The 21752-nt window shown below is 48.5% G+C and carries 17 protein-coding genes, 1 tRNA gene and 2 pseudogenes; 9 read left to right on the forward strand and 11 right to left on the reverse strand.

What is annotated here, in order from left to right:
* Positions 1-21: 21 nt before the first annotated feature.
* The 3 genes from galE to AC54AG_RS05255 form a co-directional block, all read right to left on the reverse strand.
* Positions 22-1041, reverse strand: coding sequence for a UDP-glucose 4-epimerase GalE (galE, locus tag AC54AG_RS05245; protein ID WP_496629653.1), 1020 nt, complete (start codon positions 1039-1041; stop codon positions 22-24).
* 148 nt (positions 1042-1189) lie between these two features.
* The gene (gene trmB, locus AC54AG_RS05250; RefSeq protein WP_331777256.1) at positions 1190-1870 is read right to left on the reverse strand and encodes a tRNA (guanosine(46)-N7)-methyltransferase TrmB; all 681 of its coding nucleotides are present in this window, start codon (positions 1868-1870) and stop codon (positions 1190-1192) included.
* A 92-nt stretch (positions 1871-1962) separates the two neighbouring features.
* A tRNA-Gly gene (locus AC54AG_RS05255) sits at positions 1963-2036 on the reverse strand.
* A gap of 299 nt (positions 2037-2335) precedes the next feature.
* Between AC54AG_RS05255 and AC54AG_RS05260 the strand changes: the two genes are divergently transcribed.
* The 8 genes and pseudogenes from AC54AG_RS05260 (at position 2336) to AC54AG_RS05295 (ending at position 10860) form a co-directional block, all read left to right on the forward strand.
* Positions 2336-2575 (forward strand): hypothetical protein, encoded by a 240-nt coding sequence (locus AC54AG_RS05260; RefSeq protein WP_139143361.1) that lies wholly within the window; start codon positions 2336-2338, stop codon positions 2573-2575.
* A gap of 301 nt (positions 2576-2876) precedes the next feature.
* The gene (locus AC54AG_RS05265; protein WP_496629654.1) at positions 2877-3236 is read left to right on the forward strand and encodes a diacylglycerol kinase; all 360 of its coding nucleotides are present in this window, start codon (positions 2877-2879) and stop codon (positions 3234-3236) included.
* Between the two features lie 242 nt (positions 3237-3478).
* On the forward strand, positions 3479-4897 hold the full coding sequence (locus AC54AG_RS05270; RefSeq protein ID WP_496629655.1) for a mannose-1-phosphate guanylyltransferase/mannose-6-phosphate isomerase: 1419 nt from the start codon (positions 3479-3481) through the stop codon (positions 4895-4897).
* A gap of 79 nt (positions 4898-4976) precedes the next feature.
* The gene (gene wbaP, locus AC54AG_RS05275) at positions 4977-6440 is read left to right on the forward strand and encodes an undecaprenyl-phosphate galactose phosphotransferase WbaP (RefSeq protein ID WP_081368237.1); all 1464 of its coding nucleotides are present in this window, start codon (positions 4977-4979) and stop codon (positions 6438-6440) included.
* 54 nt (positions 6441-6494) lie between these two features.
* The gene (gene rfbB, locus AC54AG_RS05280) at positions 6495-7574 is read left to right on the forward strand and encodes a dTDP-glucose 4,6-dehydratase (RefSeq protein WP_496629656.1); all 1080 of its coding nucleotides are present in this window, start codon (positions 6495-6497) and stop codon (positions 7572-7574) included.
* Positions 7574-8467, forward strand: coding sequence for a glucose-1-phosphate thymidylyltransferase RfbA (rfbA, locus tag AC54AG_RS05285; protein ID WP_070302889.1), 894 nt, complete (start codon positions 7574-7576; stop codon positions 8465-8467). Before rfbB ends, rfbA begins: the two co-directional genes overlap by 1 nt.
* A gap of 29 nt (positions 8468-8496) precedes the next feature.
* Positions 8497-9022, forward strand: a pseudogene (gene rfbC, locus AC54AG_RS05290) (dTDP-4-dehydrorhamnose 3,5-epimerase).
* A 497-nt stretch (positions 9023-9519) separates the two neighbouring features.
* Positions 9520-10860: a sulfatase-like hydrolase/transferase gene (locus AC54AG_RS05295; protein WP_496629657.1), complete on the forward strand. Its 1341-nt coding sequence runs from the start codon at positions 9520-9522 to the stop codon at positions 10858-10860.
* 680 nt (positions 10861-11540) lie between these two features.
* Here AC54AG_RS05295 and AC54AG_RS05300 read toward each other — a convergent pair.
* Positions 11541-12638, reverse strand: a pseudogene (locus AC54AG_RS05300) (glycosyltransferase family 4 protein); the annotation flags it as partial.
* The gene (locus AC54AG_RS05305; RefSeq protein WP_496629718.1) at positions 12638-13285 is read right to left on the reverse strand and encodes an O-antigen ligase family protein; all 648 of its coding nucleotides are present in this window, start codon (positions 13283-13285) and stop codon (positions 12638-12640) included. The pseudogene AC54AG_RS05300 and the gene AC54AG_RS05305, both read right to left, overlap by 1 nt.
* A 142-nt stretch (positions 13286-13427) precedes the next feature.
* Here AC54AG_RS05305 and AC54AG_RS05310 point away from each other — a divergent pair, with 142 nt between their 5' ends.
* Positions 13428-13703: a hypothetical protein gene (locus AC54AG_RS05310; protein ID WP_319990525.1), complete on the forward strand. Its 276-nt coding sequence runs from the start codon at positions 13428-13430 to the stop codon at positions 13701-13703.
* Between the two features lie 114 nt (positions 13704-13817).
* On the opposite strand, the gene AC54AG_RS05315 is transcribed toward AC54AG_RS05310, so the two are convergent.
* From AC54AG_RS05315 to AC54AG_RS05340, 6 genes are all read right to left on the reverse strand, one after another.
* Positions 13818-14861: a glycosyltransferase family 4 protein gene (locus tag AC54AG_RS05315; RefSeq protein WP_331777262.1), complete on the reverse strand. Its 1044-nt coding sequence runs from the start codon at positions 14859-14861 to the stop codon at positions 13818-13820.
* Positions 14839-16023: a glycosyltransferase gene (locus tag AC54AG_RS05320; protein WP_331777263.1), complete on the reverse strand. Its 1185-nt coding sequence runs from the start codon at positions 16021-16023 to the stop codon at positions 14839-14841. Before AC54AG_RS05320 ends, AC54AG_RS05315 begins: the two co-directional genes overlap by 23 nt.
* Positions 16016-17083, reverse strand: coding sequence for a glycosyltransferase family 4 protein (locus AC54AG_RS05325; RefSeq protein ID WP_496629658.1), 1068 nt, complete (start codon positions 17081-17083; stop codon positions 16016-16018). Before AC54AG_RS05325 ends, AC54AG_RS05320 begins: the two co-directional genes overlap by 8 nt.
* Before the next feature lie 15 nt (positions 17084-17098).
* Positions 17099-18364, reverse strand: coding sequence for a flippase (locus tag AC54AG_RS05330; RefSeq protein ID WP_331777265.1), 1266 nt, complete (start codon positions 18362-18364; stop codon positions 17099-17101).
* 48 nt (positions 18365-18412) lie between these two features.
* On the reverse strand, positions 18413-19591 hold the full coding sequence (locus AC54AG_RS05335; RefSeq protein WP_331777266.1) for a GumC family protein: 1179 nt from the start codon (positions 19589-19591) through the stop codon (positions 18413-18415).
* A gap of 211 nt (positions 19592-19802) precedes the next feature.
* On the reverse strand, positions 19803-21713 hold the full coding sequence (locus AC54AG_RS05340) for an SLBB domain-containing protein (protein ID WP_331777267.1): 1911 nt from the start codon (positions 21711-21713) through the stop codon (positions 19803-19805).
* Between the last annotated feature and the right edge of the window lie 39 nt (positions 21714-21752).

The raw sequence follows: 21752 nt of genomic DNA on the forward strand, positions 1-21752 counted from the left end.
TTTTTTGTATCTGCGGACTTTTTACGCCGCGTAGCCTTGCGGGTTCTGGTGCTGCCAGCGCCAGTGGTCGCGGCACATGTCGTCGATGTTTTTCTGCGCTTGCCAGCCCAGCAATTGCTTCGCCTTGTCGGCCGAGGCGTAGCAACTGGCGATGTCGCCGGGGCGGCGCGGCACGATCTCGTAAGGGACTTTGCGGCCGCTGGCGGCCTCGAAGGCGCGTACGGTGTCAAGCACGCTGTAGCCGTGGCCCGTGCCCAGGTTGACGGTAAAGCCGCCCTCGGTGGAAAACAGGCGATTCAACGCGGCCACGTGGCCCAGCGCCAGGTCGACCACGTGGATGTAGTCGCGCACGCCCGTGCCGTCCGGCGTATCGTAGTCGTTGCCGAACACAGCCAGGCGCTCGCGGCGGCCCACGGCCACCTGGGCGATGAAGGGCATCAGGTTGTTCGGGATGCCGGCCGGATCTTCGCCGATCAAGCCGCTGGCATGCGCGCCAACGGGGTTAAAGTAGCGCAACACGCCGACTTGCCATTGAGCATCAGCATGCACGAGATCGGCCAGGATCTGCTCGACCATCAGCTTCGAGCGGCCGTACGGGTTCGTCACGGACAGGCGCGACGATTCCAGGATCGGCAAGGCTTCCGGATCGCCATACACGGTAGCCGACGAGCTGAACACAAAACGCTTCACGTTCGCCGCCGCCAGCACTTCCAGCAGCGCCACGGTGCCCGATACATTGTTATCCATATACATCAGTGGCTGCGCCACGGATTCGCCCACGGCTTTCAAGCCTGCGAAATGGATCACGGCATCGATGGTGTGCTCGCGCAGGACGGCGGCCATGGCCGTGCGGTCGCGCACGTCCGCCTCATAGAAGGGCACGCTTTTGCCGGCAATGCGCTCCACACGCGCCATCGCTTCGCGCGCGCTGTTGCACAGATTATCCACCGCGACTACCTCAAAGCCGGCAGCCAGCAATTCGACACAGGTATGCGAACCGATGAAACCGGATGCGCCGGTCACGAGTATTTTCTTGGACATAATATCAATCAATGCAAAAAAGATAAGACTACCGTAATTCGCCCACCTTGCCTAGCCAGCGCACGATAGCGCGTACATAAAAAAGCCTGCGGCGTCGCCGCGGCAGGCTTGTTCTCGTGCCAACGGCACAGGTGGGCAAACCGCCAGGTTATTTCTTGATGAACACCAGGTCCCACACGCCATGGCCCAGCTTCAAGCCGCGGTTTTCAAACTTGGTCAGTGGACGATATGCGGGTTGGGGCGCGTAGCCCTCTGCGCTATTGCGCAACTGCGACTCGGCGCCCAGCACTTCCAACATTTGCACTGCGTAATCTTCCCAGTCGGTGGCGCAATGCAGATAGCCGCCCGGCGCCAGGCGATCGGTCAATTGCTTGACGAACGGCGACTGAATCAGGCGGCGCTTGTTGTGGCGCGCCTTGTGCCATGGATCGGGGAAGAACACGTGGATACCGGCCAGCGAATTGGCAGGAATCATGTGCGTCAGCACTTCCACGGCATCGTGCTGCAGCAAGCGCAGATTCGTCAGCGACTCTTCGCCGATCAGCTTCAACAGGCTGCCAACACCGGGCGTATGCACTTCCACGCCGATGAAATCCTTCTCCGGCATGGCCTTGGCGATATGCGCGGTCGTCGCGCCCATGCCAAAACCGATTTCCAGAATCACGGGCGCCTTGCGGCCAAACACCTGCTCGAAATCCATGGATTCCTTGGCGAAAGGCAGCAGGAATTGCGGCCCCAGGGTCTCGAGCGCGCGCGCCTGCGCGACAGACAGCCGTCCCGCGCGGGTCACGAAACTGCGGATGCGGTGTTCGGTCGGATCGTACATCATCGGCCGCGCCGGGCCGTTTGCTGGGGTATCAGAAGACATGGGAATGAGGAAAATAGTGGCCGCGCCGCACAAAACCAGGCGCCAGCGGAAAATGGAGCGGGTGAAGGGAATCGAACCCTCGTCGTAAGCTTGGGAAGCTTCTGCTCTACCATTGAGCTACACCCGCGAAGCCTGCATTTTACGCGCGATGGCAAGGACTTGGCAAACTTGTGCGGCGCTGTCGAATTCATCAGGAACTCTCGCGACATTGAATAAAAAGATAAGACGGCCGCATCGGCGAGGTAGCGTTTTTGTTAATAAAGAACAACATCACAGGCTGCCAAGCACGGTGAATGGTCTGGTATACGGCTAAAATAGAATAAATTATTGTCACCGTGAATGGTGTGGCGCAGACTAGCAAGAGAAATGTTGCTACAATCGCGTGACAGTTTAGCATTCCCGCTGTTCAACCTAAAAGGATATCCCATGAAGAAAATTCTGATCGCTTCGGCAATCCTGTGCTTCGCTTCCGCACAAGCCATGGCTCAATCGGCACCAGCTCCTGCACCAGCAGCAGCTGCACCAGCAGCTGGCGCTGCTGCCGGCACCACCGTTGCCGGTCTGAGCGTCAGCACCATGATCGCAATCGGCGCAGCAGTTGCCGTTGTGGCCGGTGCCGCCAGCTCGGATTCGACCACCGCGCACACCACCCCAACCCACCATTAATACCTGGCTGCCCAGGCAGCGACAGGTAGGTCCATTCTGCAGCTTGATCTCAAGCCGAAAGATGAAGGCCTGGTACCGCAATAGTTGACATACTCAAATGTCTTAGCTATTGCAATAAAAGCCCTTTTCATTTGAAAACGGGCTTTTTTACTTTTTATCCAACATCAAAAAGATTGGCAGCAGTCTTTCTGCTGTGTACGAATAATGCCATATCGTATGATCACGCCTGCGATCCTCATCCATTTCTTAACAGATCCGCTTTCATGCCATTGACATATCCCACGCCATCGCTACAGTTGCCATGAAGAACCAATCTTTCTTCAAGCGCATGGGATTTGCTCTGCAAGGAATAAGCGCCGCCTTCCGCCTGGAATCGAGCTTTCGCCTGCAATGCCTGGCTGCCTTAATGGTACTCATCGTGCTCTGCTGGTACAAACCTTCCCTGATGTGGTGGGCTCTGCTATTGCTCAATTGTGGCCTGATTCTGGCTGCGGAATTATTTAATACCGCGCTGGAGCACCTGATCGACCACCTCCATCCATCGCTACATCCGAGCATCAAGATTGCCAAGGATTGTGCAGCAGGAGCAGTGTTACTCCTCAGTGTGATGGCTGTGTGCGTGTTTGTTGCTTTTTTGCTTGAAACGTTGTGTGCCAAGTAGAAATACCAGGGTAGCAAACTACAATACAGGACGCGCTAAAGTGCGCGCCTCTCAGACTCCAGCGCGTCGAGAGAAAATACAAAGATTCCTGTAATTTATTAAAATATTGCCCCCACTGACAATATTGATGTTTTGCCAGTACATACGCCGCCGCATGCAAGCGCGGCAAGCCGGGCAAGTTTTAATACCCAAATGACCAATTATTCAGTTCTATCCAATACTAAATTTAAATTGAAGCATAAATGACTATTCCCCTCTTACCGGTAATTCTTTGTGGCGGTTCCGGCACACGTTTATGGCCGCTTTCGCGCGAAGCGTTCCCAAAGCAGTTTCTGCGCTTGTCGACTCAGGGCAGCATGCTGCAACAAACGCTGCAGCGGCTGGCGGGCATCGACACCGTGTCGCCAGCACTGCTGGTATGCAACGAATCGTCGCGTTTCATCATCGCGGAGCAAGTGCGTGAAATCGGCCTGGAAAATAGCCGCATGTTACTTGAACCCATGCGCCGCAATACGGCGCCGGCGATCGCCTCAGCCGCCTTGCATGCGATGGAGAACGGCGAAGATCCACTCTTGCTGGTACTGCCATCGGATCACGTCATACTGGATACCCCGGCTTTCCATCGCGCGATCGCGCTGGCACGCACGGCTGCTGAAGCAGGTAATTTGCTGACTTTTGGCATCACGCCAACGGGACCAGAAACAGGATACGGCTATATCCGCGCCGAAGGCATGGCAACCGGGCAGATCCAGCGCGTACTTGAATTCGTCGAAAAGCCGGCCCTGGCGCTTGCAGAACAATATATTGCCAGCGGCGATTACTTCTGGAACGGCGGCATGTTCCTGTTCCGCGCCAGCCGTTACCTAGAAGAGCTTGAGCGTTTCCAACCTGCCGTACTGGCCGCTTGCCGCGCTGCCATTGCCGCCGCGAAGAGCGACCTTGACTTCATTCGCCTGGACAAGGATGCCTACGCTGCCAGTCCCGATATCGCCGTCGACTACGCCGTCATGGAGCGCACCAGCCATGCCTCGACCATCGCCCTCGATGCGGGCTGGAATGATATCGGCTCATGGAAAGCCGTACTCGATGTGGCGGAAAAGGATGCCAGCCAGAATAGCACCCACGGCGATGTACTGATCCAGGATTGCAACGATTGCCTGGTGCACAGCGGTAGCCGCCTGGTCACCGCCATCGGTATGCGCAATACCGTGATCGTCGAAACAGCCGATGCCGTGCTGGTCATGGATGCGGATCAGGCACAACAAACGAAATCCATGGTCGCGCAACTGATCGCCAGGGAACGCCCCGAAGCCACCATGCACCGTGAAGTCTTCCGTCCGTGGGGTTCCTATGATTCCATCGGCAATGGCGACCGCTTCCAGGTCAAGCGGATTACGGTCAAGCCTGGCGCCAAGCTGTCATTGCAAATGCATCACCACCGCGCCGAGCACTGGATCGTGGTATCGGGCACTGCCCAGATCACCAATGGCGACAAGGAATATTTGCTGACCGAAAACCAGTCCACCTACATCCCCCTCGGCGTTGTCCATTCTCTGGCCAACCCAGGCAAGCTACCGCTGGAATTGATTGAAATTCAATCAGGCAGCTACCTTGGGGAAGACGATATTGTCCGCTTTGAAGACCGCTACGGCCGCGCTTGACTCATCAGATACGTCATCACCACGCAGTCGGCATCGCAAAAAAATTCACACTGAAGTTTATAAGGTTTAGCAAGTCATCATGAAACCAATCGAAGGCATCTTTGTACAAGAAGTGAAATGGTATTGCAGCAATAGGGCAGAAAAATATTTTCTCACCTTTGCCGATGCACTTGCCATGTTCATGGCATTCTGGTTTGCTGGCAAATGGATCCTCGATGCCACCGACTTGAACAGCTTCGGGCTGGATAGCTCGCGCCTGCTCAGTTACAGCCTGCTATCTCTGGTCACTGTGGCTATCTTCAAGCTGAAGGGGCATCATGCCAAGCGCCGTCCGTACTCGAATGAAATCAAGGAACTCCTGAAGATCGTCATGGTCATGGGCTTGATCGATGCTGCCCTGGTCTTCCTCGACAAGCGCGACTCCTCACGCGAGGCACTGCTGGCTACCTGGCTGCTGGTGCCATGCTGTGTCTTGCTGCTGCGTGGCATGATCAAATACCTGCTGATGAAAGCTGGCGGCTGGATACGGCCCATGGTCATCATCGGATGGGGTGACAACGCCTTGCAAACAGCACGCGCTTTCGATGAGGAAGCGTTAATGGGCTACCGCCTGATTGCGTTCCTGATCCCCGAAGGTCAAGGCCGCCTCGAACATCGTTATGTCAACCGCAGCAAGCAAATTGTGCCCTGCATTCAGCTGGGCGAAAAACCGGAACAAACGCTTAAACTGCTGGGCGACCCACATACGGTTGTCGCCCTGGAGCAAGGCGGCATCGACGCTTATCAGGGCATGATCCAGCAGGTCAGCCGTTGCGTTGCCAATATGCAAGTAGTACCTGCCGTCCGTGGACTTCCCCTGTACGGCATGGAAGTGAACCATTTCTTTGCACATGAAGTGCTGCTGCTGACCATGCGCAATAACCTGGCGCGGCCAGGCTTGCAGCTGATTAAACGCTGCTTTGATCTGATAGCCTCGGTCGGCGTATTGATCATCGGCGCCCCCGTCTTGCTGTGGATCGCAGCCAAGGTCATGGCATCGGGCCGTCCCATCTTCTACGGCCACAAACGCGTAGGTCAGAATGGCAAGCATTTTCTTTGCTACAAGTTCCGCACCATGGCCGTGAATGCCGACGTTTTGCTGAAGGAATTACTGGAACGCGATCCTGAAGCCCGTGCCGAGTGGGACCGTGATTTCAAACTGAAGAACGACCCGCGCATCACCTCGATCGGCCACTTCCTGCGCCGCACCAGCCTTGATGAACTGCCGCAACTGTGGAACGTACTGAAGGGCGAAATGAGCCTGGTCGGTCCGCGCCCGGTTGTCGATGCGGAACTGGAGCGCTACGGCAACCAGATCGACTATTATCTTGAGGCGAAACCCGGGGTCACAGGCCTATGGCAAGTAAGCGGCAGGAACGACGTGAGCTATGATACGCGCGTTTATCTCGATGCCTGGTACGTCAAGAATTGGTCTCTGTTCAACGACATCGTCATTCTGCTGAAAACAGTCAAAGTCATCTTCAAGAAGGATGGCGCGTATTAACAAAATATACAGTGTAGAATTTGATAACTTACACAGTGAGAAAAGGATAACAGTATGATCTTAGTGACTGGCGGCGCCGGCTTCATCGGTTCCAATTTTGTACGCGACTGGCTGGCGCTCAACGATGAGCCCGTGGTCAATTTTGACAAACTGACCTATGCTGGCAATCTCAGCAATCTGGCCAGTCTGGAGCAAGACCCGCGGCATATCTTCGTACGCGGCGATATTTGCGATACCGCCCACATCTCCCGCCTGCTGGCCGAACACCAGCCCCGCGCCATCGTGCATTTTGCCGCTGAGAGCCATGTCGATCGCTCGATCCATAGCCCCGGCGAATTCATTTCAACCAATGTCAATGGCACTTTCAGCCTACTCGAAGCGGCACGCGCTTATTGGTCCGGCCTGACAGGTGAAGACAAGGACGGTTTCCGCTTCCTGCACGTCTCGACCGACGAGGTTTACGGCACCCTGGGACCGGGTGACCCACCATTCACGGAAACAACGCCGTATGCGCCCAACAGCCCCTATTCGGCATCGAAAGCGGCGTCCGATCATCTGGTGCGCGCGTATTTCCATACGTATGGCATGCCGGTGCTCACCACCAACTGCTCGAACAACTATGGCTCCTTCCATTTCCCGGAAAAGCTGATTCCGCTCATCATCAGCAATGCCCGTGCCGGCAAAGCCTTGCCTATCTATGGCGATGGCATGCAGGTGCGCGACTGGCTGTACGTGGGCGACCATTGCTCGGCGATCCGCCGCGTCCTGGAAGCAGGACGCCTGGGCGAGGTCTACAACGTCGGCGGCTGGAATGAAATGGCCAACCTGGAAGTCGTCCATACCTTGTGCGACATCCTCGATACGCTCGATCCCAAGGCATCCGGCAGCTATCGCGAACAAATCACCTATGTGCAGGATCGCCCGGGCCACGACCGCCGCTATGCTATCGACGCACGCAAGATCGAGCGCGAACTGGGCTGGAAGCCGGCCGAAACCTTCGCCACCGGCATCCGCAAGACGGTTCAGTGGTACCTGGACAACCAGGCTTGGGTACGCGATGTGCAGTCGGGCGATTACCTGAAGTGGGTCGAGAAAAACTACGCGGCACGCGAGACGGCCCAGGAGCAAAAATAATGGGAACCACCATCGAACGCAAGGGCATTATTCTCGCTGGCGGTTCCGGCACGCGCCTGTATCCCGTCACCATGGCCGTATCGAAGCAGCTGCTGCCCGTGTATGACAAGCCGATGATCTACTATCCGCTGACCACGCTGATGCTGGCCGGCATACGCGACATCCTGATCATTTCCACGCCACAAGATACACCGCGCTTCCAAGAGTTACTGAATGACGGCAGCCAGTGGGGTATCAAGCTCAGCTACGCCGTGCAGCCGACTCCGGATGGACTGGCACAGGCGTTCATCATTGGCAAAGAATTTGTCGGCGATGCGCCATCGGCCCTGATTCTTGGCGACAACATCTATTACGGCCATGACTTTGAAACGCAGTTGCGCGAAGCCTCGGCACGCACCAGCGGCTCGACCGTATTCGCCTATCACGTGCACGATCCGGAACGTTATGGCGTCGTCGATTTCGACGCGCAACGTCGCGCCGTCAGCATCGAGGAAAAGCCGCTCAAGCCAAAATCGAACTACGCCGTCACCGGCCTGTATTTCTACGACAGCCAGGTGTGCGATATCGCTGCCGGCATCGCCCCGTCAGCACGTGGCGAGCTGGAAATTACGGATGTCAACCGCACCTATCTGGAGCGCGGGCAGTTGAACGTTGAGCTGATGGGGCGCGGCATGGCCTGGCTGGATACCGGCACGCATGAATCCCTGCTCGAAGCGGGCCAATTCATCGCCACCATCGAGAACCGCCAAGGCTTGAAAGTTGCCTGCCCAGAAGAAATCGCCTACCGCCGCGGCTACATCGACGCGGCCAAGCTCGAGGCATTGGCGCAACCCTTGAAAAAGAACGCCTACGGTCAATACCTGCTGCGCCTGCTCGAAGAAAAAATATACTAAAAGGCTTACTGCTCATTTCACATCATGCAATTCAAACAACCGCCATACTTGATATCCTGATTCTCGAGCCCACCGTGTTCGGCGACGACCGGGCCTTTTCCTGCGAAAGCTTCAACCAGAAGCGCTTTGCCGAACTGACCGGCGTCACGCGCGACTTCGTACAGTGTAACCATTCCAAGTCGACCAAGGGGGTGTTGCGCGGCCTGCACTATCAGATCCAGCAGCCGCAAGGCAAACTCGTACGCGTCACCGCCGACGAAGTATTCGGCGTTGCCGTCGACCTAAGCAAGAGCTCGCCGACATTCGGCCACTGGACAGGCGCGACCTTTCAGCGGCCAACAACCGCCAAATATGGATTCCTGAAGGCTTCGTGGTCACCAGCGACAACGCTGAATTCCCCTACAAAACGACCGATTACTGGGCGCCGGATTTGAACGTAGTCTCCTGTGGAATGACCCGGCAATCGGCATCGACTAGCCGCTGGGTGGCGAACCGCTCTTGTCGGGCAGGAAAAAACTCGGCGCATTGCTGGCCAATGCCGATGTCTTCGCGTAAACACTGCTAACCTCGCGTCCAAAATTTGGTCTGCTGAGGAATCAAAAGGCCAAGCCGTACACTATCGCAGGCCATTCCAAGGCAATCGCTGCTACCAAGCTCCGTCCATGCGAGGCTGCGTCGCGGAACGATGCCGGATATTCGAAGTGTCGATGACATGATGCCCGGTCGTCGAGCCCACGCTTCGACGTTGCGCCGCAGCTCAGGACAAGCCATACCACCACATTTCCGGCCGACTTGGACACGTCAGTGTAAGACAGCCTGCTTCAAGACCAGCTGGTTCACTGCCACTGAACTGTCACAAAAATGAACCAAATACAGCGTTTTTTTTTGCACGACTATACGGCGTTTTTGAATGTGGGTATGCTAGGCAGAATTTATGACAAGCGTGTTACAATAAATACCCAAAAAAAACATTGCCAAATATTCACATCTTTTGGTGCTTTCTGAGATTCTTCCTCGCGCCAATAAAATTCTTTTTTTGCATTTCCAAATTCATGAGTTCACCTTATACACTACAAGAAGATCAATCTTTTTCTCTTCAATCTAAAAAATTCATATATTTTCGCTGTTTTTTATGGATGTTGTTACCCAGCATTATCTGGAGTTTTGCATTCGGCAGGATATACATATGCATCGAGCCGCTGTTTTTTCCTTACATGGAAAAACGCCTCAAGCCTTGGCTATCTCTCTTGATAAAGAGCGTCTGGTTCTTTGTCTTTTTAATTTCCATTTTGGCAAATTGGAATATCCGGCCGAACGCTTATAATTTCTATTTCTTTACAGTAATGGGAAATGCCCCTACGCCTGTATTATTTACCTGCTTTTTATTTGTGGCAGTAATGTCATTCTTCGTTTTCTCCGACATATATAGAAAAAGTTCCCTTGGATTCAGAAAATTTGCATTAATTATTGGAGTTTTTTTACTTATTTTAAAATCCACCATGTCGATGTTTGATGTGGGCCCAACATCGCTACGGAAATCGATCATTACACCATCGCCGTTTGCAATAAAGACATTGTTTCTTGATGATATCTCTAGTGACAAGAATTTTTTGGGGAAAACTGCCGAGCCAACATTTTTAAATCATATCAAGGGTGCAGAAAAGATGCCCCAAAAGATGGTTTTGATGGTTGTGGAGTCATGGGGAGAGAGCCAGGCATCGTTGGTGTCAATTAAGAAGCGGTTACAGCGCGACGGTGTCAAAGTGCTTGACTCAGGTTTTACCGACTACCACGGTTCTACCATGCAGGGAGAGATCCGCGAGTTATGTTCCCAATATATAAAACTCGATTCTGGCACCAACTTTTCATCGGTTGCCGATAACTGCGCACCTGCGTATATGAAAAACAAGGGGTATGAAGTTTTTGGAGTGCATGGTTATCAAAAAATGTTTTATGCGCGCGATACTGTTTGGAAGCACTTGGGTATCGATAATGCATACTTTCAACCGGAAATGCGGCAACTCAATACCTGCCCCGGACCATTTGCAGGCATTTGTGATGAGGATATGATTACTTTTGGCATTGACTTGATACGTCATGAAGATAGGGCATTTTTATACATGCTTTCATTGTCCAGTCATGAACCGGTCGCCTCGTCCATGCTGGAAACTCCAACCCAGTATTTCCGGGATATCGATGCTATCGGCGATTCACAAATTGTTGCGCGCAATGCCATTGGCAGCATGGCAGCCACCTTGAGCATGAGTGCTGATATGGGGTGTACCGAAGCCTACATTGTAGGTGATCACCAACCGCCATCGGCGGTCAATAGTGAACAACTCCCGGCAAATCAGGTTCCATATATGCGGATGTCCTTTCATTGCAAAGAGTAGATGCCATTAATGGTCGCCATAACGCCTGATCAATTAATTCCCAGATTTTCCGGGAAAAAACGCTCTGATCTATAACAAGATTGCAATTTCAAAAAATAGCAGCGACGCTTGTCACGGTTGTAAAAAATCAAGGCCAAACCGCGCACATGCACGGTCTGGCCTCTTTTTTACCCGGCGCGGTCCTGAGCAGGGTGCCGTATCGCGTCAGAGGATGGCCTCACATAGTTGGGAGATGGAGTGCTTTTCAGGTACAGATAATTCCCGGGCGTAAGTGTCAAAAGTCGTCCTCTCCTTGTAACGGCCCTTTCGGCCAACGCCGTTGTCGCCAGTCCGTTCATGCTGGCGCACATGGCGGTCATGTGGCCAGCCTGACCTTGATGCCTGCTGACAAGCCGATCCTGGCAACAGTCGCGCCAGTGGCGGTATAGCCGCGTCAACCAAACAGCCTGGCATGAAGACGCGCGGCGCTCAAGGGAAGACGATGGCGAGCCAGCGCTGACGAATCCACTGGATGAAGTTGACTCCATCAGCTGATTCATGGATGAAACCGAGATTCTGTATTTTATATTCAGCAGAGAAGCAAATGCGATGGGTTCTCTCTTCGACAGTAACCTCAGTTCTCAAGTCAATAATTTCTCAGGAACTGTAAATTTTCTCTCATTGCAGTCTTCATGGGATTTTTTGACAAAGTCAACAAACTCGCTTTTAAAACGGTCATTACTAAATCGTACAGCATTTTTTCTGCAGTTTTCCGCCGATATCTGTGCAGAGCTATTTTCAAATGTGTTCACCGCTTCGATGACCGACTCGACTGTCTGCTGTGAAAATAACACTCCAGTAGGTGTCTCATGTGATAACGGCAAAACAGTTTCAAGCGCCCCGCCTTTACCAAATGCAATAACTGGCGTACCACAAGCCTGAGCCTCTACCGGAGTGATACCAAAATCCTCCTCTGCCGCAAATACAAAAGCCTTGGCATTCATCATGTATTTTTTTAATACATCAAATTCCTGATAACCCAGTAATTCGACATTTTCGCCAGCCTTCAACTTTATTTTTTCGAAGTCCGGACCGTCGCCAATGACAACAAGCCGCTTGTCCTTCATTAATGAAAAAGCGGCCACAATTAAATCAATTTTTTTGTAGGGAACCATTCTCGATGCGGTGAGATAAAATTCCTCTTTTTCGCCCTGAAACGTAAACGCATCTACATCAACCGGTGGATAAATTACAGTAGCTTGCCGGTGATATGACTTCATAATTCTTCTTGCTATGAAGTGAGAATTGGCCAAAAAATAATCAACACCGTTGGATGTACGAGTGTCCCACAATCTGATTTTATGCAAAATCCAGCGCGCCAATATGGATTTCAATCCCTTTGTCAACCCTGATTCTTGTAGATACTGATGCTGAAAATCCCAAGCGTATCGGATTGGAGAATGAACATAGCTGATATGTAATTGATCTGGTCCTGTCAATACACCTTTCGCCACGGCATGTGAGCTGGAAATAATTAAATCGTAAGATGAAAGATCAAATTGCTCTATTGCAATTGGCATCAACGCAATATAATTTCTATAAGACTTCTTCGCCATTGGCAATTTCTGAATAAATGATGTTTTCACCTTTTTATTCATAATAAATTTTCTGCTATCGTCTGGCAAAAAATCAACCAAAGCAAACAGATCTGCATCGGGATAACACTCCAGAATTTTCTCGACGACTTTCTCTGAGCCCGCATAGTTTACGAACCACTCATGAACAATTGCAATCTTCATTATTTTCCACACCTACTTTTAACATTTTTTTCTTGCAAAACGACGCCGACCACAATTCCATGCAAAATCATTATTGGATAAAACAATAAGAAGTTTGAATAAAACATCGAAACTGATGACACAAGAAAATACATTGCATACGGTGCACTTTGGCTATGGGTACTTTCGTTCGCCAAGATTGTGCATGATTTTTTTAATATAGAAATATAAAATACAAAGAAACCCAAAAAACCAAAGAAACCCAGCCTGAATAATATATATAAAAACATATTATCGCTAAAAGTAATTCCTTGAGAGGATAACGGAACAGAAAAAGGAATTCCCTTCAACAGGTATTCATAATTTCCAAAAAAGATATCAAGTGCCATGTGCCATTTTTCGAACCTGATGTCATATGAGAAAAGATCGCCGGACAATAGCAACAAGAAGAACAATGCCAAAAGAATGGCTATATTAAGGAAGTACAATTTCCCTGACAAATTGGCCGGCTTTGTCCTTACAAAGATGGCAAACAAGAAAATCAGGAACAGAGACAGCATGGCCGACCTGGACTCGGAAAAGTAGAATGCAAGAAAAACAATCAGGAATACAGCACAGTGCTTTATGTCATATTTTCTTGATATAGAGAAAATACAAAAATAGAACACCAAAAAATATGCAAAACTATTCGGGTTCAAGAATACAGACGATGCCCTATAATAACCATTCGAGTTTATAAAATAAAGTTCGCGGCCAGCCGTTTTCAAATCGAGCAATGGTAAATTCAGAAAATACAATATCAACCCGATAATGGACAAAGTCCATGCTAGAAAAAATATTATTTTTAGAAATTTAGTTCCGCTCAAGGTATCTATATTCAAACCAATGAATATTGATATTATCCAAAAGGATATTCCAAGAAAAAACCCGCCATCTGGCTCATTGAGCAAGGAAAAAAATAAAAAATTGAAGGCAAGAGCAATTACGCACAAAAAATTCTTATCTATTTCAATTGGAAAATTTTTCCTTATACTCGACAAAGCAAAAACCACGAAAGTGAGTATCATGCAAAATACAAATATGTAGGATGCTGAAAATTCACTTCCTGCAATAGTGAATTTATCCAACAATGCCATAGGCATGGAAATGACACTTAATAAAAAAAAGAAAAATATGAAAAATATCAGGGAATTTCTTATTTTATACATTTGAGTATTCCTTCTGCATAGCCGATATCATGGGAGCAAGTGAAAAAATGCTCATATCGCATGGCTTGTAGGTAAGTTCCTCAAGAATAACCTTTGCCAAATCTGAAGAATTCTCGTTTTCAAAAAGAGAAATGTTATTTTTTATTTCATTAAAAACCGTTTTTATGCCATAGGTATTGCTAGCGATAACCGGCAAATGTGAGACCAGCGATTCGATTAATGTAATGGGTAACCCTTCCCACCTGCTTGGAAGTATGAAAACATCAGCCGCTTTCATCAGCTCATAGACGTCCGTCCGACGCCCTAAAAATCGCACATGTTTATCGATCTTTAGCGTAACGGCTAGTTCCTGCATCGAGGCCAGCTCGGCACCATCGCCAGCAAAGACAAACAGCTGGTTGGTTAATTTATCTTGCTGCTTCAGAAGCCCAATCGCCTTGATTAATACATCATATCCTTTGGGAAAATCAAAACGCGCGACGGTAAGAAAGATTTTCCGATCCAAAGGGATATCTAATAAAATTCTATAGCTATCTTGACTTCCCTGAACATCTTTTATTGCGTCGAATTGAATTCCGTTAAATACGGTCTTTGCCTTAACTCCATATTTTTCTTCAATAAAATATTCATCCTCATATGATACCGAAATGATTTTATCAACTTTTCGATATAAAAATTTCTCAAGATTTAATCGGATGAAATATTGAATCTTTGATACAGTTCCGTTTTTGAATTCATACTGGTGCAAATGAATTCCATGTACTGTAAACATGGTTTTCTTGGCTTTACCTCTAAATGCCAGCAACGGCCTTAAATGGTGGAAGTGAATCACATCAGGAGCATAGGCAACAATGGATTCCGAGGTGTATCCGTTATTGAAGACAGTAACATTGTCCAGTAAAAGGAATTTGTCCTTGGCATTCCCATCTTTAGCAAACACACCAAACTCTACATCCGGCATGCCGCGACATAGTTGATAAATATGTTCCAATCCCCCGCCGGTAGAAAATTTGTCAGTTACTAAAGCGATTTTCATAAATCAATCCGTATGCTTTTCTTATGGAATCCCAGGAATACTTCTTCTCAGCCAAGTCCCTGGCATTTTTGCGCATTGACGTATAAGCTACTTGATTCTGAAAAATTTCTTCCACGGCTTTTGCCATTTTAAATTCATCAACCTCGACCTGTACACAATCATGACCAGGGGTACATCCGATCCCTTCAAAGCTTACCTTCGTCCCAATAACAACCATCCCCATGGACATGGCTTCCAGAATTTTATTCTTAATTCCACTTCCAAAGCGCAAAGGAGAAATATAGACCTTGGAACGGTTCAGGTATGGCCTCAGATCCTCGACAAAACCAGTCACGGTGATATGTTCACTAGCAAAAGATAACGTGGTTTCATCCGGCTTTTGCCCTACCAGAAGCAGATGTGGTTGAAATTTTTGGTCTATTTTTGGGAGTACTTTATTAACTAAAAAATTGACCGCATCCTTATTTGGGGCGTATGACATGTCTCCTGTAAAAATCAGGAAATTTTTATCCCTTTGAGCCAAACTATCAGACTTGAAGTAATCTACATCTACACCATTAGGAATACAGTAATAATTATCTTTTTTGGTAATTGCCTTGGCATAATCTCGGTCGACATCCGAAACAAAGACGGCAGCCTTGAATATATTATAATATCTCTTCTCGAATGACGAACACTTCAGAAATTCGATCGAATAAATTATTTTTTTAAGAATATTCTCTTCATTTTTCTTGCGGCGACACCAGAACAGCGTCATACAGTCGATAGGGAAAATAATCATCTTATTGACAATTTCTGATGGCATGCCAATAGCTATTTCCGCCAGATAGGGGGAACTAAGATGAATAACCGAATAACGAGAGTGATGTTCGAGCAAAAAATCTTTGTATTGACGAACATATTCAGAATATTTCGATACATTAATTGGTTTCATCGAAAAAATGAAACTGAAAATTTGGGAGAACTTATTTTTCTTCTTCCTTGGAGAAATTTTAAATATATTTCCAACATCGGAAGTGTTCAAATCACCTAAATCACCAATACAAAGCATATCGGCATCAAAATAATCATTTTTCTTTAGCAAATTTGCATTTATTTTCGCCAGGCCGTCCCTATACTCGGGATAAGGATAACTGGTCGCAACAATCAATACTTTATCCATTACAGGCGTCCTGATAAATCGTCAAATGTTCACGAGCCTGGCGAACAATAGAAAAATCCTCAGCCCTAACCCTGGCTTGCTCTGGATCAAACATCTCAAAACTCTCGATCATTTCCAATATTGATTTCTTCAGCGCCGTGGAGTCTTCCGGAGTGAACAAGATTCCAATATTTTTGGCGTTAATAATATCTTTAGGGCCACCGATATTCGGACAAATCACTGCCTTGCCATATGCAAGAGCTTCAATTGCTACCATGCTAAAAGATTCATAACGAGAAGGTACGACGATAAAATCACTAGCCGTCAGAAAGGGAGAAATATCTGCCTGGAATCCATCAAAAACAACGTCCAGATTATCATGCCTTTGCGTTTCCACGATACTATGTAATTCCGTATGGAAATCAATATCCTCTTTTTTATTACTATTCACGCCACCAACAAAGTGCAATTTTATATTAATGTCGTGCCGCTCTTCTGCAATATCCATCAACGCTGACAACAGGATATCCTGGCCTTTTATCCGTTGAAAACGGCCAATGCAGGATATAGTAATATTGCGAGGATCAATTTCCTTTTTCGTTCCTTGGATTCCTTTCATTTTCGTGCCCAGGAATATCTTGGACAGCTTATCTGATCCAAAGCTACAAATATCGTATACATCTGTAGAAACTGCTACTACTTTATCAACAATCAGATTGATGACTTTCGCGCGCAATCCAAAAGGGCTCTCCCAGAAACCATGCGTAGTCCATATAACAGGACGCTTCAGAAAAGCCAGCCGGGAAAGAACATTTAATGAGTAAGAGTGAACCACATCAAAACTATTTAACTCTTTTCTGAGCTCAGCAGGGAAAGACAGGAACGGAATAAAGCGGAGCCATCTTTTTCCCGACAAATCAGTTTTCCTACATGCAAGTCCAAGTTCTCTAGCCTTTTTATAAACTGCACCGTCACAAAAAAGTACAACTTCTATACTCTTGCTCAGTTCTTCACACAAATTGAGTAAATTTGACTCGCCACCACCAATGTGATGGTATTCCGTCATTAAAGCCACACGCATATTCTGTCCAATTTCTTATATTAGTTTCTCTTTTAAACTGAAATCTCGAATCTTGGAGAAATAAAGATATCCAACAATAATCGAACTGCTGAATATATGTATGCCGAGCGAAGAAATGGCTGCGCCTATCGCTCCAAAATCGGGAATCAGCAGCAGATTGAGGGAATAACCGATCAAAAGCTGTCCCCAGTTCACAGCAGTCAACAGAAAAGGTTTCTTTATCTGGTAATAAATCAAAGAGATCGGATTGACGATGACGCCAAACATATAAGAAACAACAAGTATCAGTAAGACTGGAATACTTTTTAAATATGCTTCACCAAATAATATATAGATGATCAACGGTGAGGCCGCTTGTAAAAGCAAGCTGATCCCGATGACATACTTTACTTTCTTGAGTATTTTCTTAATGAATTCTCGAATGGTACTTTCCCTTAAGAAAGCTTCCATTTTTGGCATCAATGTGGCCGTGATCGACATGGTAATCAATGGCAGAATCATTGCCACATTTGACGCGACAGAGTAGAATCCAACCGCCTCGGCATCGCCTAATTTCTTCAGCATGACCACATCAATTCTCATCATTATAACGACCGCTACTGATGAGAAAAATATCCAAAATCCCAGCTTGTAAATTTCTTCAACGTATTTCCACTTGAATAAAAATCCGGTCTTCAAGATATAAATAGCGGATACTGAAACAAGCACGACAGCGAAGAAATAAATATAGATAAAATACTCGAACCTTTTTCCTGCAGAAAAAGCAAAGATAACGACGACTACCGCCACGAACCGAATAGCATAATGCGAAATACTGACGAGAGAATACTGCCTGAATTTCTCCAACCCCTGAAAATGGGCAATAACCGTCCCCAAGATAGAATGAAAAACAAGAGCAATGGCGGCCAACCTGAAATAATACTCATACCTGTCTACCGAGAAAAAATACTCTGATATGTCGGATGAAAAAAACCAGATCGCCGCAGAAAATAGAATGCCTGTCAGTGTCTTGAATATCAAAACTGAAGAAAATATTGTTTTCTCCTCGGATTTATTTTCACTCAAAAACTTCACATAGGAAGTAGACGTACCAAAATCAGATATCTGGGTAAGGAACGTGAAAATGGCAATGATCAGGGCAAAATCGCCATAGCTTTTGGGGCCAAGATCCCGCGATATGATAATTATCGCGAGAAATGATAGTCCTTGTGCTACAACGTTTCCAGAAAGAACTTTAACAATATCTCTCGCGACTTTCGAGCCGGCATATTTCAAGAACATTTGAACGTCCACCCAAAAAAATCGAAGGCAATTTTTCCTCCAGCATAATTATTCATTATTTTTTAGAAATGGATTTCCAACTTGTGTCAACGCTTCTTTTGAAAATGCCCAGACCAGACCGACAATACCACCCAACATCAAAAATATCATCACCAATATGCTGCGGGTAGGTTTTGACTTCCTATCCGGAATCACCGCATCATCCAGTACCTGAATCATCGAACTATCGCGTGCTTCATCAATACGTGCAATTTCAAACTGCTTCGCCAGGTTTTCGAACAACAGTTCGTTATATTTCACATCCCTGACTTTCCTGATATATTCCATGCCCAGACCCGGTAACTTTTCGGTAGAAATGGAAATATCACCATTGCCCTGATTAGTACCTCGCTCCACTTTCTCCAGCTGAGCCCTCAAGCCATTTATTTCCTGTCTGTTCTGGATATACAGGGGATTGTCTGCGGTGGCAAAAGTACGCATTGCCGCCAAAGCAACTTCTTTCGAGGCGATTTGTGATTTAATCATTGCAATGGCAGTAATCGTTGCCTGTGCCTGACCATCAAGCTTAATGAGTCCCGTTTTCTCCTGAATTTCCTTCAATGCCAGCTCTGACTCATCAAGAGCTTTTTTAGATTCACCCAAACGTTTTTCAAGAAACAACCTGCGTTTTGAAGCTTCCGTGATCGCCAGCGATTCTGTCAGTTTCTGCAGCTCCTGAACATAACCATTCGCCAAAAGTGCGGCACGTTCAGGATTTTTATCATCGACATCGATGACAATAATGCCGTCACGTCCATTAGTAATCGTGGTCGCTTTCTTCAGCGCCTTACGGGCGTCACTTTTGAAATCAGCTTTGTATATTTCCATCAGGTTGAATCGCTGGACCAGATTATCGCCAACAGTACGGCTGCCTAGCATGCCGACGTATGTCTCACCTGTATTCTTGCTACCCAAGGCCGCGCCAGCGAGACCGCCAAGGCCGCCGAGTTGCCCAAGCAACTGAGATGCGCCTGATTGCGACTGCGGTGGCAGGATTTTCGCTGACGCAGTATATATATTAGGTAACAACATACTTACGGCCGCTGTTGCTACGGCAAATGCCAACGGCGTCAGGAATACGATCCTTTTATTTTTTTTTATTATTTTGAAAAAATCAAAAATATTCAAATACTCTGATTTTCCAGCCATCCCGTCACCACTATTATTTGAAGGATTTACAGTTGACATCTTTTTCTCGCTACTTCGTTATTTCACGCATAATAAAAATAACGTGAATATTTTTTAGGGGCTGAATATTTAAAAAACCATCGGGATAACTATATGTCAAGTACACACCGATGGTATATGAAATTGTCACGCGATAAACGGCGTAGTACTGTAAAACCGCTCTGCCATCAATAGTCACTACCAAAGATGTACTTTACGGTTTACAGGCATTCTAGTTTTTCAACACTTTCAAACCAGCCGCACCCAAACCAAACTGATAAAAGATGGCAGTCCAGTCCTTCAGGCTCTGCATGAACGTGCTACGTTCAATTTTCTCCGGTACCACGACGGTATCGCCAGGGTTCAACGCCGTGCCACCCAGGCCGCTAAACCAGCCCGTGCCTTGACCGCTTTGCGCCGTGCCATCGGCACGAATCACGTACATTTCGGATTTGTCCGCGTTGGATGTGATGCCGCCGGCTTGTTGTACATAATCGTTAACCGTACGTTGCGGACGGTAAACGAACGCATTTTGCTGGAAGACGGAACCAAGCACATCTACCGTACCAGGACGGCGCGGGATCAGGATGGAATCGCCGTCCTGCAACGGCAAATCCGGCAGGTTTTTGACTTGTGTGTCAACGCCGGGCAAATCGAGCACAATGCGGCCCTCGGCCTTAACGGAACGCAGTTTTTGCACGATGCGGCGCTGCTGCTCCACTTCGGCAGCGGTTTTCGCTGCATTTTCCTTGTCACCAGAAGCAGCCATGCGCTGGGTCGCATTCGATTCCAGCTCCCGTTCAAAGCGGTCAGCAACCTGATTCAGTTTGATCTGCTGGGCGCGACGTACGGATTCGCGGTTCAGCTGGGTGGCGTACAAGTAGCCGTTTTCATTGGCGCCGCCGACACGGGCGATCAGCTCGCGCAGCGTTTCACCTTTTTTCAACAGGAAAATACCGCTCTGCTTTGCCTCGCCGGCCACGCGCACGTATTCATTCTGGATTTGTGCCTGCACGGGCACTGCACCAGGCGCGAACACCCGCAGGATATCGGTAGGCTTGACTGCGATACTGGCCAGCTGGGTATGACTGATGTCTTTATCGGCAGCCAACTCCAGCACCGTCTTGTATTGGTTATCGACGTTTCTCTCGACAATCACCTGCTTCGTTTCCGCAGCAGAATCAAAGCCGCCGGCCCAGCTCAACACATCAGCCAGGCTGGAACTGCCCTTCAATTCGAAAATAGCGGGCCGTTTCACGCTCCCCGTCAACGCCAGCAGCGGGCCCACTTCAGGAATATAAATCACGTCGCCGTCGCGCAAGGTGACGTCGCGGCTCTTGTCACCGTTGACCAGCATGTCATACAAGTCGAAGGTGCTGACGGTATCCTTGCCACGCTTGAGCTGGATATTGCGCATGCTACCGGTGGCGTCCGGCCCACCCGACGTAAACAAGGCATTGAGCAGAGTGCTCATGGAGTTCAAGGTATATGTCCCAGGACGCACCGCGTGGCCAACCACGTACACTTGCACGGCACGCGTTTGCGCGATGCTCGCTGTCAGGTCGAAATTGGTATAGATCTTGCCAATGGCTTTCTTCAGGTAGCCTTGCAAGTCCTTGTACTGCACGCCGCTGACCTTGATGGAGCCGACGCGCGGGATGAAAATCGCACCGCTGCGGTCGACCGTGGCACTGACGTCGATATCAACCATGCCCCAGCCGCGTACCTGCAACTCGTCGCCCGTACCGATCACATATTCCTGGTTTACCTGTACTCCATCGAGCGGTGCAAAGGTGGACGGTACATCGCTGAACAAATCCTTGCCAAAGACACTTAATTTTTGCCCTGTGACGCCATCGACATACGCTTCAAATGCGCCAACGGACACATCAGCCGTACTACGCTGGCTGCCGGGATTGGCAGGTGGCGATTTTGCGTGACGCTGTTCATTGATGCCACTACGAATGCTGGGCAAGCTGCTGCCTCCTATGTCATTCGCTTGTGCCCGCGAAAGATCCGTTCGAGGCATCTCACCCGCGCCAAGTTCCTGCCCTGCCGCATAGGCCGAAGTTGCGCCCAGCAGGCAAGCCGATAAAATCATGTGTTTCACGAAAGGCGGGGAAGTACGAAATTGCTTTTTCATGCTGGTCTTTGTCTGGATGAATGATGTTGTATGAGTAAA

It is taken from the genome of Janthinobacterium sp. BCJ23, from assembly GCF_059617945.1.